This is a genomic window from Mycobacterium sp. E3247 (assembly GCF_001667785.1).
Classification (GTDB): domain Bacteria; phylum Actinomycetota; class Actinomycetes; order Mycobacteriales; family Mycobacteriaceae; genus Mycobacterium.
In genome coordinates this window covers 1-13,529 of the sequence record NZ_LZJG01000285.1, presented here as the reverse complement: position 1 = coordinate 13,529, position 13,529 = coordinate 1, and the positions used below count along the sequence as shown (strand labels likewise).

The following is a 13,529-nucleotide window of genomic DNA, read 5'->3' as shown; positions in this document are numbered from 1 at the left end:
CCCACCGCGGCCATCGGGGCCGCTTCGTCGGGGCTGCGCAGCTGACACTAGTCGCGCGTGAGCTTCCGGTGGGTCACTCTGTGCGGCCGCGCCGCGTCGGCACCGAGCCGTTCGACCTTGTTCTCCTCGTAGGCACCGAAGTTGCCCTCGAACCAGAACCACTTGGCCTCGTTGTCCTCGTCACCCTCCCAGGCCAGGATGTGCGTGCACGTGCGGTCCAGGAACCAGCGATCGTGGGAGATCACCACGGCGCAGCCCGGGAATTTCTCCAGGGCATTCTCCAGCGAACCCAGCGTTTCGACGTCGAGGTCGTTGGTCGGCTCGTCGAGCAGGAGCAGGTTGCCGCCCTCTTTCAGCGTGAGGGCCAGATTCAACCGGTTGCGCTCGCCGCCGGACAGCACGCCGGCCGGCTTCTGCTGGTCCGGGCCCTTGAAGCCGAACGCCGAGACGTAGGCCCGTGACGGGATCTCGTTCTGGCCGACCTCGATGTAATCCAGCCCGTCGGAAACGACTTCCCAGACGGTCTTTTTGGGATCGATACCGGCGCGGGACTGGTCCACGTAGCTGAGCTTGACGGTTTCGCCGACCTTGACCGTCCCGCTGTCCGGCTGCTCAAGCCCGACGATGGTCTTGAACAGCGTCGTCTTGCCGACACCGTTCGGGCCGATGACGCCGACAATGCCGTTACGGGGCAGGGTGAAGGAAAGGTCCTTGATCAGGGTCCGCCCGTCGTAGCCCTTGTCGAGGTGGTCGACCTCGACGACGAGGTTGCCCAGCCGCGGCCCGACCGGGATCTGAATCTCCTCGAAGTCGAGCTTGCGCGTCTTCTCCGCTTCGGCGGCCATCTCCTCGTAGCGCTGCAGGCGGGCTTTGTTCTTCGCCTGCCGCGCCTTGGCCCCCTGCCGCACCCAGGCCAGCTCCTCGGTGAGCCGCTTCTGCAGCTTGGCGTCCTTGCGGCCCTGCACCGAGAGCCGCTCGGCCTTCTTCTCCAGGTAGGTCGAGTAGTTGCCCTCGTAGGGATAGGCACGACCGCGGTCGAGCTCGAGGATCCACTGGGCGACGTTGTCCAGGAAGTACCTGTCGTGGGTCACCGCCAGCACCGCACCCGGGTAGGCGGCCAGGTGTTGTTCCAGCCACTGCACGCTTTCGGCGTCCAGGTGGTTGGTCGGCTCGTCGAGGAGCAGCAGGTCGGGCTTGGACAACAGCAGCTTGCACAGCGCCACGCGGCGCCGCTCACCACCGGACAGATTCGTCACCGGCTCATCCGGAGGCGGGCAGCGCAGCGCGTCCATCGCCTGCTCGAGCTGCGAGTCGAGGTCCCAGGCGTCAGCGTGGTCCAGCTCCTCCTGCAGCCGGCCCATCTCCTCCATCAACTCGTCGGAGTAGTCGGTGGCCATCAACTCGGCGACCTCGTTGAAGCGGTCCAGCTTGACCTTGATGTCGCCGAGCCCCTCTTCGACGTTGCCGCGCACCGTCTTCTCTTCGTTCAGCGGCGGCTCCTGCTGCAGGATGCCGACGCTGGCGCCGGTGGCCAGAAACGCCTCGCCGTTGTTCGGCTTGTCCAGCCCGGCCATGATCCGCAAGACGCTCGACTTGCCGGCGCCGTTGGGGCCGACGACACCGATCTTGGCGCCTGGATAGAAGCTCAACGTGACGTCGTCCAGGATCACCTTGTCGCCGTGCGCCTTGCGGACCTTTTTCATCGTGTAGATGAACTCAGCCATGCCGCGGTTGTGCCTTTCTGGTCTTTTCAGAGAGTTCTCGCGACCATCCTAGGCATCACCCGGGGGGCCGGATTCCGCAGCTAAGCCGACATCGGCAGCGGTCCCGTTCCCGCGGACTCGATGCTGCCGTCGCAATCGGCGTCCTCACCAGCGGCGCCGGCCGCATCCGCGGGTGGCTTGGTGGCTTCGCCGGCAGTCGGGCCGGTGTAGCCCGGCCTCTCGATGCGCACGATCGCGCGCGACACGTCGGGCCCGACGGAGGTGGCACGCATCTCCAGTGATGAGCGGCGGTTGCCGTCGCGGTCTTCGTACTCACTGGTGTACACATGGCCCACCACGATCACCGGTGCGCCCTTGCCCAGCGCGGCGCCGACGCCGGTGACCAACTTGCCCCAGCAATTGACGTTGATGAACAGCGAGTTGCCGGGCTCCCAGCCGCCGTCGGCCATGCGTCGCCGGGAATTGCTGGCGACGCGGAACTTGATCACTTCCTGCGCGCCGACCTGTCGCCGTTCGGGGTTGGTGACGATGTGTCCGACGACCGTTAGCGGTGTTTCAAACATTGGCTGATCCCTTCTCGGTTGCTATTGGGCGGCGAACGCGTCACCGCCCGTCCTGGTTGCCATTGAGCTCGGCGCCACCGACGGGCCGGCGGGCAAGAACGGCTCAAACCGTGTCCAGGTCGGCGGCCCTGTGGAAGGAGTCGGGACTGTGGAGTAGTCCGGCGATGAGTGCGATCGCGCATTATTGGTCCTTGGTCCCCTTACCACCCCGGGCCTGCAGTTTCGGGCCAATCAGGCTGTCCGCTTGAGGTGACGAAGGTCAGTCCGAGCGCGAAATCGGCAGCCGAAACCCGTCGTACCCCGCTGCGATGATGGGTCCATGTCTTCCACCGCACCGGCTAGCGCTGTGGCAGTGAGCCCTGCCGAGCGTTTGGAGGTGATGTTCGAGGAGTTGGCGGAGTTGGCCGGCCAGCGCAATGCCATCGATGGGCGCATCGTGGACCTGGTCGCCGAGATCGAGCGTGATGAGCTGTGCGGCATGACCGGCGCGCGCTCGGTCGCGGCGTTGGTGGCCTGGAAGCTGGGGTTGTCGTCGACCACCGCGCACACGATCGCCACCGTCGCGCACCGGGTCGAGGAGTTCCCCCGCTGCACCCAGGGTCTGCGCGACGGGCGGCTGTCGCTGGACCAGGTCGGCATCATCGCCGCACGCGCCGGCGACGGCTCCGACGCGCACTATGCGGAGTTGGCGCGGGTGGCCACGGTGCACCAGCTGCGAACCGCGATCAGCCTCGAACCGCGCCCTGACCCAGAACCCCGGCGCGAGCCCGAGCGCTCGTTCAGGAAGACTTCCACCGAGCAGGGCAGCTGCTATCGGATCGCCCTCCCGCCTCCGGACGCCGCGAAATTCGACGCCGCGTTGGCCTCGCACCAGGACGCGCTGATCGCCGAATGGAAGCACGACCGCGCCGACGGAGCGTCGGAAAGCGCGCCGCCGCTGCCGGGCACTGTCGAGGCCTTCATGCGCCTGGTCGAGGCCGGGTGGGACGCGGAGGCGGCCCGCCGGCCCCACGGACAGCACACCACCGTGGTGGTGCACGTCGATGCTGAAACGCGCACCGCGGCTCTGCATCTGGGTCCGCTGCTCACCGACGCCGAGCGCCAATACCTGACCTGTGATGCCACCTGTGAGGTGTGGTTCCACCGCGACGGCCAGCCCATCGGCGCCGGCCGAACCACCCGCCTGATAAACCGGCGACTGCGCCGCGCGCTGGAGCACCGCGACCGCTCGTGCGCAGTTCCCGGCTGTGGCGCCACCCGCGGTCTGCACGCCCACCACATCCGGCACTGGGAAGACGGCGGCGCCACCGAGCTGACCAACCTCGTGCTGGTCTGTCCTCATCACCACCGGCTGCACCACTCCGGGGGCATCACCATCGTGGGACCCGCACCCGATCTCACCTTCAACGACGGCGCCGGGCGCACACTGAGTCCGGGGTCGCTGGCGCGCCCACCCACCCAACCGCCGCCCGCCGTCCCGCCGTGCCCGGGACCGATCGGCGAACGCGCCGAATGGTGGTGGTACGACCCCTTCCGACCCCAACCACCACCGTCCAGGAATTAGCCCGTCGTCGAAGCGAAACGGGTTGGCGGGGAGGCGAGTCGTTCGCAGTATCCGTCAACGGGGTGTTGTCAGGGACAAAGAGCCGCTCGAGCTCCGCAACTCAAGCACCTCGTCACCGCGGCTTGGCATGTCCCGGCGTGCCGCGCCGCGCCAGCTCGGCGAGCATCGCGTTGTAGGCGACCAGCTCGGCGTCGTCATCGCGTTCGGCGGCGCGGTCCAGCCGGCGGGCCGTGCGGTCGTCGCTGCGCGCCCACTGCACCAACAGCGCCAGCATCACGATCACCAGGGGCACCTCCCCCGCCGCCCAGGCGATGCCACCACCCAGTCGCTGATCGCCCAGCAGGTCGGTGTGCCAGCTCAACCCGAGGGAGCGGTAGTAGTCGGCGCCGAGGACTTTCCGGGTGCCCATCAGCACCACGCCGAAGAACGCGTGCAGCGGCAGGGACGCGAACACCACGCCCACCTTGGCCAGCGGGGGGATCGGGCGCGGCGTGGGGTCGACCCCGATGACGATCCAATAAAAGACGTAGCCGCTGACCAGGAAGTGCACGTTCATCGCCAGGTGCCCCGCGTGACTGCCCACGGCCGTGTCGAACAGGTTCGAGAGGTACAGCCCGTAGAAGCCCGCGACGAACAACACGGTGGCGACCACGGGGTTGGTGACGAAGCGTGAGTAGCGGCTGTGCAGCGCGGCGAGCAGCCATTCCCGCATCCCGGGCGGCTCGTCACGACCGGCGGCGGGCAGCGCCCGCAGCGCCATGCTGACCGGGGCGCCGAGCACCAGCAGGATCGGGACCAGCATCGACAGGCCCATGTGCGCGATCATGTGCACGCTGAACATCGCCGGCATGTAGCGGCCGACCCCCGACGAGGTGACGAACAGCAACGCGAAACAGCCGAGTAGCCATGCCGCGGTCCGGCCCGGCGGCCACGCGTCGCCTCGGCGACGCAGCCGCAGCACGGCGGCCACGTAGAGGACCGCGAAGACGATGGCGGCCGTGCCGAAGATCAGGTCGAAGCGCCAATCGAACAGGATGCGGGCTGGCGTCGGCGGCCCGTCGAAGTCGTAGCCGATTTCGGCCTCGGGGATCGAGGGCAGCCGACTCGGCGGGGGCGGCGGCGCGGTGCGGCCCAGCCCGACGGCGACGCCGAACGTCAGCCCGAAGACCGCGGCCTCGGCGAGCGCCAGCCGGAGCAGGGCGCGACGCGCGTCGGGGAGGTCCGGTTCCACCTGCAGCCGGGCCACGGCCGAGCGCCGCTGGCGCCAGCCGAGGATCCCGAGCGCGCACAGCGCGGCGAACTTGGCGACCACCAGGCGCCCGTAGTCGGACGTGAACAGGTCACCGATGGGCACGCGCACCACGGCGTTCATCACCCCGCTGAGCGCCATCGCGACCCAGCACCACAGCGCGATCGCGGAAAACCGCCGCGCCGCCAGGGCGACATATCCCCCGCCGCGCAGCCCGTACGCGGCGAGCGCCAGCAGCCCACCGGCCCACACCGCGGCGGCCACGAGGTGGATCAGCAGGCTGTTGGTGGCCAGGTCGTGTGACCCGCCCGCGGACGAGTGGCCGGTCAATCCCAGCGGGATCAACGTCAGCAGCGAGCCGGCGAACAACAGCGGCGTCCACGACCAGCGCAGCACCGGCAGGCTGGCCAGCATCACCACCGCGGCCAGCGCTGCGGTCCAGCGCCAGGCGGAGGCGGTGGTGACCAGGCCGGCCACCGACCAGATCCGCACCGGGTCGAGGAGTGTGACCAACGGTCGGCCCGACACGTCGGAGATGGTCAGCGGGACCAGCAGCGCGGCACACACCGCCCACACCCCCGACGCGAACGTGCCCAGGCGGAGCGCCCGATAGCCGTCGGCGTCCAGGACGCCGTTGCGTTGCGGCGGCACGAAAAATGCCGCGAACAGGAACGACCCGACCGCGAGCACCGCGGCGATCTCCCCGGCCGCCCGCACGAATGGCAGCCCCAGCGTGGTCGCGGGGCCGGGGTTCGGCAGGCCGGTGGCGGTCAGCGCGTCGGCCAGTGACAGCGCCCCGATGCCGGCCGCCGTGCAGCCGGCCAGCACGGCGACGCCGGTCAGCATCGGCCACACCAGCGCGCGCGGGGTGGCCACAGACCGATCGACCGTCATACAGCCAGGGTATGGCCGCGCACCGGCGGCTACCGAGGCAGGCGCTCCTGACGCGCCTTCTTCTCGCGGGCGACGAACTGGTTGCGGGCGATCCGGCCGATGTGATCGGAGTCCCGCAGGATGTCCCGCAGTTCCTGCCGGAACGCGATCCGCCGTTCGACGAGATCGGGCGCGGGTGCTGTGAGGTCCTGATCGGCGACCACCTGGTAGGCGGTGGCGAACAGCAGCGTCGACACCGATTCGCTGCTGCGGACCCGGGTCTGCGCCACATATTGGCGGCCCACGCCGAGCGCCGATTTCGTCAACTCCTTCTGATCGACGTCGGGCGGCGCATCCCGCAGCACGTCGGCGACGATCTCGTAGGCCTCAAAGAAGACCCGCAGCATCGCGTCCGCCATCAGCGGCCGCTTGGCGAACAGCAACGCGTCGATCTCGTCGCCGCCGGCGGCGACGTGGGCTTCCCAATCGTCGTGCCAGGCCATCTCTTCGGCGATGTTGTCCCGGAACGCCGCCGAGTCCGCGAAGTAGAAGTCGAACTTCAACAGATCGCGCAGCCGCATCGCCTGATCCCAGAAGGCCTGCATGCGGTCGCCCTCGACGTGCCGCGCGTGTGCCAGCGCCAGCTCGACGATCGACGTCTCCAGGAAGGCGTGGATCAGCGAGTTGCGGTAGAACGCCGCCGCGTGCTGCTCGTCGGGGGCGATGCGCCACACAGGCTCCCGGCCCCCGTCGACTCGGGTGATCGGATGCCCGTTGGACAACGCGTCGACCGCCGCCCGCACCCCGTCGCGCGAGCGCAGCCGCAACGCGCTCGTCGACATCGGGGTTTGCTTGCGTTCCAGATAGTCGAGCGAGTCCTGCAGCGTGTGGTGCAGCTGGGCGAGCGTCAACGCCGCGCCGCGCGTGGTCAGCAGCAACGCGCACACCAGACCCGTCGCGGTCACCGGCGTCGCCTGCAGGATCCGCCAGGCTACCTCGAATGACATCTTCTGCAGCGCAAGCCGTTTGGCGTCCTGGTCGTGGGTCAGCGGGCCGTGGGCCGGGCCCAGGTACTGGCGCATCGACACCGCTTCGGGAAAACGGACGTAGATCTTGCCGTAGTTGCGCTCGCCCTGCGCCCGGATGAAGTTGTACAGCCAGCTGACGCCTTCGGGCGTCTTCTCGCCGCCGCGGGCGTAGGCCGCATACTCGTCGGTTTCGTGTAGCTGGTCGAAGCTGATGGACACCGGCTGCAACAGGATGTCCTCGCTGCGGCCGTCCAGGTAGGCGTCGGCGACGTAGGACAGCAGGCCGAGTTTCGGGGGCAGCATCTTGCCGGTGCGCGAGCGGGTGCCCTCGATGGACCAACTCAGGTTGAACCGCTTCTCGACGATGTAGCCGACGTATTCGCGCAAAACGTACTTGTAGAGCGGGTTTCCGCCGATGTTGCGCCGGATGAAGATGACCCCGGATCGGCGCAGCAGCGGACCCATCGCGCCGAAGGACAGGTTGATCCCGGCGAACACGTGCACGGGCGGCAGCCGGTTCTCCTGCATCGCCACCGGGACCACCGCGCCGTCGATGTAGGACCGGTGCGAGAACAGCAGCACGGCCGGATGGGTTTCCAGGGCGGCGCGCATCGCCGCGACCTGATACCCGTCGTAGTCGATCTCCGGATCGAAGCCGCGGCTGATCGCCCTGCTGAGGACCGATACGAGGTCGACGGACACCCGACTCCAGCCGGTGGAGAGTTCGTCGAGCATCCGGCCGGCTTCCTCGACGGTCGCGCCGGGGATATTCTTCAGCCCGGCGCGAAACCGGCTGGACTCCAAGATCTCCGGCTTCACCAGCCGCGGAGACTTGTACTGCGGCCCCAGGATCCGGTACTCGACACGTTCCAGCGCCAGCAGCGCGCGGCGGATGACGAACCGGGCGAAGTCGGTCTCGTTCTCGCCGACGGTGATGTCGCGCCATTGCTGGCGCAGTTCGGAGACCTTCGCCGGTTCGCCGGCCACCACCCGCGCCCGCTGCGGGGCGTTGCGGATGATGTGCAGTTGCTGACGTTCGTTGGGGTGGTAGGGATCCCGCCCGGGGAGCAGGCCGGCCAGCTTGGCGACCCTGCCGCGATCCGGCGGCGGCAGCCAGAACACCCGCACCGGCACGATGGAACGGTCGGCGGGTGCGCGGTCGGGGTCGTCGTCGCCGGCCTCGAGCCGCTCGATCAGCGCGGTGAGCGCGTCGGGCGGGGCGTTGGGCGGTGGCAGTTCGAGGACGTCGAATCTGGCCTCCGGCTGGTCGCCGCACTGCTGGGCCATCCAGGTTGTCACCAGTTCCCGCTCGACCGGCGACGCCATGGACGCCAACACCAGCGAGTCGTCGCCGGTGAGGACCGCGGTGGTATCCGCGGCCGGTTCGGTCACGGCTGCCCTTCGGGCGGTTCGGCGTTGACCGCCGCATCGGCGGGCCTATGCGCCTCGCCGTCTTTGAGGGCGGCCTGGGATTCGTGCGGATTCGCGTTGGCCGGCTTGGCTTTCGGCGCGGCCTTCTTTGCCGGCGCCTTCTTCGCCGCCACCTTCTTTACGGGCGCCTTGGAAACACCCTTGGCCGCAGCGTTTTTCGCCGGCGCCTTGGCCTTCGCCGCGGCCTTCTTCTCCGGGTACAGGCCGACCTCGGGCAGCTCGTCGCCGACGGGCCAGTTGGCCAGCGTGTCCAGGTACAACTGCCGGACCTCGGCGATCCGGTCCGGCAGGTTCTCGATAGTCCAGTCCTGCACCGAGATCGGCGGAAACACCGCGACGTCGACCGTGCCGGGGTTGACGACGGTGGAGTTCCGGGCGGCGACGAGCTCGGCGTTGCGGATCACGATCGGCACGATCGGGATTCCGGCGGCCATGGCGAGGCGGAACGGGCCCTTCTTGAACGGCCCGACCTCGGTGGTGTCGACCCGGGTGCCTTCGGGGGCGATCACGATCGACAGCCCCTTCCTGGCCCGGTCCTCCACCTCGTGCATCGTCTCGACCGCGGCGGCGGGATCGTCGCGATCGATGAACACGCCGTCGAGCAGCTTGCCGAGCGTGCCCATGATCGGGTCCTTCTGCAGCTCCTTCTTGCCCACGCCGATCCAGTTGTCGCGCACCAGTGCGCCGGCGATGACGGGGTCCACCTGGTTGCGGTGATTGAAGATGAACACCGCCGGCCGCTGCGCGGTCAGGTTCTCCTGGCCGATGACGTTGAGGTGCACACCGGTGATCGCGAGCGACAGCTGGGAGAAGGTCGAGGTGAAGAAGTTGACGCCGCGCCGGCGGTTGCGGGTCAGCACGCCGATGCCGACGGCGCCGGCGGCGACCGGGAACATCGAGCCGAAGCCGGCGAGGGTGCGCAGCTGGCGCCGCAGACCCACCGGCCCCCGGCTGCTGAACCGCAGGATCGGCCAACCGCGGCGCTTGGCCACGGCGGCCATCTTGCCCTCGGGATTGGTCGGGCGCGGGTTGCCGACCAGGTACATCAGGGCGACGTCCTCGTCTCCGTCGGCGTAGAAGTAGCTGTCCTTGAGGTCGACGGCGTTCTCGGCGGCAAACCGTTGCACCGCAGCGGCTTTGCCGGGTCCCCACAGGATCGGCTTCTGCACGCCGCCGGTGAGTATCCCGTCCTCGGTGGTCTCGAACTTGTTGGTGAGCATGTTCGAGATGCCCAGGAACCTCGCCACCGGGTTGACCTGGATGGTCAGCGCCGACGAGCTCAGCACCACGGTGTGCCCGCGAGCCACGTGCGCCCGCACCAGCTCGCGCATCTCCGGGTAGATCCGCGACTCGATGCGCTGCACGAACAGCCGCTCACCGATCTCCTCCAGGTCGTCCAGCACGCGGCCGGCCAGCGCGGCGGCGGCCTTGCCGATGAGGTCCTCGAACTCGATGCGGCCCAATGTGTGGCTCAGGCCGGCCTGCACCATGCCGAGCAGCTCACCCACGCCCATGTCGCGGCGAAGCAGCCGCTCCTGGGTGAGGATCACCGCCGTGAAGCCGGCCACCAGCGTCCCGTCGAGGTCGAAGAACGCGCCGATCTTGGGGCCCGGCGGGCTGGCCATGATTTCGGCGACCGAGCCGGGCAGACGCATGTCCCCGCCGGCCGCCCCGCCCTGGCCTCCCTGGTCCTCGGTGGCGCTCATGAACCCGCCACCGTCCGCGCCGACGTCGCCGGCTCGGTGAACGAGGCAGGCACCGCGCGGGGTGCCCCATCGCCGGCCAGCGCCAGGATTTCGTCGAAGCCCTCCAGCAGGCATTGGGCGAACAGCGGCTCGTTGCGCACCGCCGCCCGGTCGTAGCGCACGGTGATGGTGCACCACCCGCCGCGTGAGATCAGCACGACCATCATCGCCACTCCCGGCAGCGGACCGATGCCGTACTGCCGCAACACCTTTGCACCGGCGATGTAGGTGTCCCCGGGATACACCGGGACGTTGCTGGCCTGGACGTCGGAACCGATCACCGACCCGGTGATGCCCTCGAGCACCGCGGTCGGCAGGACGCTGAGCAGGGGCGCGACCGAACCGATGATATTCATCGCGGGCTCGTCGCGACGCTGCGTCATCTGCGCGCGGATCTTCTTCATCCGCGAGACCGGATCGACGGTACCCACGGGCGCGGCCAGGTTGACGCCGGTGAACCGGTTGCCCCCGGCCGTGTCGGCCTCGGCCCGCAGGTTCACCGGTACCGCCATCGGCAGCGTGCTGATGGGCACGCCGAGCGCCTCGTGGTACCGCCGCAGGGTGCCGCACAGGCCGGCGAGGTAGGCGTCGTTGATCGATCCCCCGCCGGCCTTCGCGGCCCGGTGCAGGTCGGCGAGCGGGATATCGATCGCCTCGGTGCGGGTGGCCAGGCTGCGCCGCCGCAGCAACGGCGACGGCTCGGCCGCCCGGTTGAGCACCCGCATGCCCGAGAGGGCGTAACCCACGACGCCCGACACGGTGGACGCGGGCTCGAGGACCGCACGCCCGGCGACCGAGACCGCGCCGGAGACCGCGCTCAGGACGCCGCCGACCACCGCGGCGGGCAGGTGGTTAATGCCTTGGCGCATCAAATCATTGGGTGTGAGGTCCTGCGGAACCGGCAGCGGGGGTGTCACCTTGGCAGGTGGGTTGCGTTCGAGGTCGTAGATCTCGGCGAACATCTGCACCCCGCCGACGCCGTCGGTGACAGCGTGGCTGACGTGCAGCAGTGTCGCGGCCTTCCCGCCGGGCAGCCCCTCGATCAGGGTGGCCGTCCACAGCGGCCGGGAGATGTCCATCGGCGACTGCAACATCACCTCGGCGAGGTTGAAGACGTCGCGCAGCGTGCCGGGTTCGGCCACCCTCATCCGCCGCACGTGGAACTCGAGGTTGAAGTCGGGGTCCACCACCCAGCGCGGTGACGCCGTCGGCAGGGTCGGCACGACCACCTTCTGCCGCAGCCGCAGGACCCGTCGGGAGGCGTTTTCGAAGCGGCTCAGAAACCGGTCCCAGTCCGGCGTGGTGTCAAGGAGCTCCAGCGCCATGATGCCCGATCGCGTCCGCGGATTCGCTTCGCCCCGATGCATCAGATAGTCGACCGGTCCCAGCTGGTCGGACAATTTCACGACCCCATCGGACTCAGTCATGGCTCTCCGACCGACGCGCCAACCCTGTCACCGAAGATCAAGCCTCCTGCCTCGGACCCACCACCAACCCCCATCGCCAACCCAACGCTAGTCGGGTTGCCGCGCTGGTGAAAGGAGCGGTCGGCGCCGGGCGCCGGTTTACCGGAGCCGGGCTCAGCTGGCCGATGTGGCCGCCAGCGGGACGAAGTCCAGCAGCGGGCTGACGCGGCGCCCGTAGACGACACCGAGGAAATCCGCGACGGCGTTGGCGGCCAGCCGCGAGCGGACCGTCGAGAGGATGTCGAACGCGTGATGGGCGTTGGCGAGTTCGGCGTGGGCCACCGTGGCGGCGCCGGCCGCACGCAGCGCGGCGCAGAAGGCACGGGCCTGGCCGCTGGGCACCAATTCGTCCTTCTCGCCGTGCAGCACGAAGAAGGGTGGCGCCCCGCTGTGCACGTAGGAGACCGGCGACGCCGCCCGGAACCGCTCGGGCTCGTCGGCGTAGCGGGCCTTCATGACGAAGTGCTCCAGGAACGGCAGCATCAAGTCGTGCATGTGCTCGGAGTCGGTGAAGTCGTACACCCCGTAGTAGGGCACGACGGCCTGAACCGTGGTGTCGGCGTTTTCGAATCCGGGCTGGAACGCCGGGTCGTTCGGGGTGAGCGCGGCCAGCGAGGCCAGATGCCCGCCCGCCGACCCGCCGGTGATCGCGATGAAGTCGGGATCACCGCCGTAGTCGGCGATGTTGTGGCGGACCCAGGCGATCGCCCGCTTCACGTCGATGAGGTGCGCCGGGAACGTCGAACGCGGGCTCTTGCGGTAGTTGATCGAGACGCAGATCCAGCCGAGCTCGGCCATGCGGCTCATCAGCGTGTAGGCCTGCACCCGTTTGTCGCCGACGGTCCACGCCCCGCCGGGAACCTGGATCAGCACCGGCGCCCGCCGCCCCGGGGCGAGGTCGTGACGCCGCCAGATGTCGAGCAGGTTGTCGCGTCCGCCCGGACCGTAGGGGATGTCGGACGTCTGGGCCGCGTACCGGCGGTGCGGTCCGGGCCTGTTCAACACGCCGCTGCGGGGTGCGCAGACGGGCTTGATGCCGGCCGGGTGGCAGACCTGCTCGCGGAAGTCGGGACCGAGGGCTTCGTCGAGCGCCGCGGTGAGGGCCCGGTCCGCCCGCTGCGCCGCCCAGCTGGTGCCGACGCGCCCGATGGACGGGTGCGCGAGGCGCGACAACGCGTGCCCGGTCACGACGTGGGGAGGAAACTCGGTGGAGAGCCAGCCCGCGAGGCAGCCCAGCGCGAACGGCGAGCCGCGCAGCAACAGCGTGCCGACCCGATAGGCGTCTTTCGCATCGCCCGCCAGGCGTAAGGCCTGGTTACCGGCCCACGAGCACCGGGAAGTCACGTGCGTGGTCACGCTCATAGCAACGCCACCCCTCGACGATATGCACACGCCTCATTGCGGTTAACGGCCGATGACCGGTCGGTGTTCTACGTGTGTCGAGGTTCCCAACCATAGCCGATAACGCCGGGGCGCGAACGCTTTTCGTGTGCGGCGCGGCGGCGAGTCGGGTTACGACACGCCGTTGGAATAGACTGACGTGCACATTGCCTCCGTAGCTCAGGTGGATAGAGCAAGGGCCTTCTAATCCCTAGGTCGCACGTTCGAGTCGTGCCGGGGGCACTGGTCGGACGGCGTTTTTGGTCCGCTGAAAAGCCGATGATCGGCTCCACCGGCATCGTGGTGGACGGCTTTCGGCTGGGTCGGACTCCGGGACATTCTTCGCCTCAGCCCACCAGCGAAGTCGATGCCGTGGAACGTGACCGCGACCGTGACTTGCCGTCGCATCTCGCTTTTGGTGCACCTAGCCGCGCAGCATTTCGGCGACCAGGAACGCCAGCTCCAGCGACTGCTGGGTGTTCAGCCGCGGGTCGCACGCGGTCTCG

The 13,529-nt window shown here is 69.0% G+C and carries 9 protein-coding genes and 1 tRNA gene; 2 read left to right on the top strand and 8 right to left on the bottom strand.

Annotation, left to right across the window (positions count from 1 at the left end; translation table 11 throughout):
- Window positions 1-47: 47 nt before the first annotated feature.
- On the bottom strand, window positions 48-1,724 hold the full coding sequence (gene ettA, locus A9X04_RS15600; protein ID WP_067921970.1) for an energy-dependent translational throttle protein EttA: 1,677 nt from the start codon (window positions 1,722-1,724) through the stop codon (window positions 48-50).
- An 80-nt stretch (window positions 1,725-1,804) separates the two neighbouring features.
- Window positions 1,805-2,287, bottom strand: coding sequence for a single-stranded DNA-binding protein (locus A9X04_RS15595; protein WP_067921967.1), 483 nt, complete (start codon window positions 2,285-2,287; stop codon window positions 1,805-1,807).
- A gap of 319 nt (window positions 2,288-2,606) precedes the next feature.
- On the opposite strand from A9X04_RS15595, the gene A9X04_RS15590 reads away from it, so the two are divergent.
- Entirely contained in the window at window positions 2,607-3,851 is a 1,245-nt protein-coding gene (locus A9X04_RS15590; protein ID WP_067921964.1) for an HNH endonuclease signature motif containing protein, read from the top strand.
- 112 nt (window positions 3,852-3,963) lie between these two features.
- On the opposite strand, the gene A9X04_RS15585 is transcribed toward A9X04_RS15590, so the two are convergent.
- The 5 genes from A9X04_RS15585 to A9X04_RS15565 form a co-directional block, all read right to left on the bottom strand.
- Complete coding sequence (locus A9X04_RS15585; RefSeq protein ID WP_067921962.1) at window positions 3,964-5,994, bottom strand: cytochrome c oxidase assembly protein; 2,031 nt, start codon at window positions 5,992-5,994, stop codon at window positions 3,964-3,966.
- A 29-nt stretch (window positions 5,995-6,023) separates the two neighbouring features.
- Complete coding sequence (locus A9X04_RS15580) at window positions 6,024-8,393, bottom strand: glycerol-3-phosphate 1-O-acyltransferase (RefSeq protein ID WP_067921960.1); 2,370 nt, start codon at window positions 8,391-8,393, stop codon at window positions 6,024-6,026.
- On the bottom strand, window positions 8,390-10,138 hold the full coding sequence (locus A9X04_RS15575) for an HAD-IB family hydrolase/lysophospholipid acyltransferase family protein (RefSeq protein ID WP_067921956.1): 1,749 nt from the start codon (window positions 10,136-10,138) through the stop codon (window positions 8,390-8,392). The genes A9X04_RS15580 and A9X04_RS15575 overlap by 4 nt, the downstream gene beginning before the upstream one ends.
- Window positions 10,135-11,604: a wax ester/triacylglycerol synthase family O-acyltransferase gene (locus A9X04_RS15570; protein ID WP_067921953.1), complete on the bottom strand. Its 1,470-nt coding sequence runs from the start codon at window positions 11,602-11,604 to the stop codon at window positions 10,135-10,137. The genes A9X04_RS15575 and A9X04_RS15570 overlap by 4 nt, the downstream gene beginning before the upstream one ends.
- A 153-nt stretch (window positions 11,605-11,757) precedes the next feature.
- Window positions 11,758-13,005, bottom strand: a complete 1,248-nt coding sequence (locus A9X04_RS15565) for an alpha/beta hydrolase (RefSeq protein WP_067921950.1) — start codon at window positions 13,003-13,005, stop codon at window positions 11,758-11,760.
- A 187-nt stretch (window positions 13,006-13,192) separates the two neighbouring features.
- On the opposite strand from A9X04_RS15565, the gene A9X04_RS15560 reads away from it, so the two are divergent.
- A tRNA-Arg gene (locus tag A9X04_RS15560) sits at window positions 13,193-13,266 on the top strand.
- Window positions 13,267-13,447: 181 nt separating this feature from the next.
- Here A9X04_RS15560 and A9X04_RS30455 read toward each other — a convergent pair.
- The coding region (locus A9X04_RS30455) for a 3-deoxy-7-phosphoheptulonate synthase (protein WP_143265404.1) at window positions 13,448-13,529 on the bottom strand (82 nt) is incomplete at its 5' end.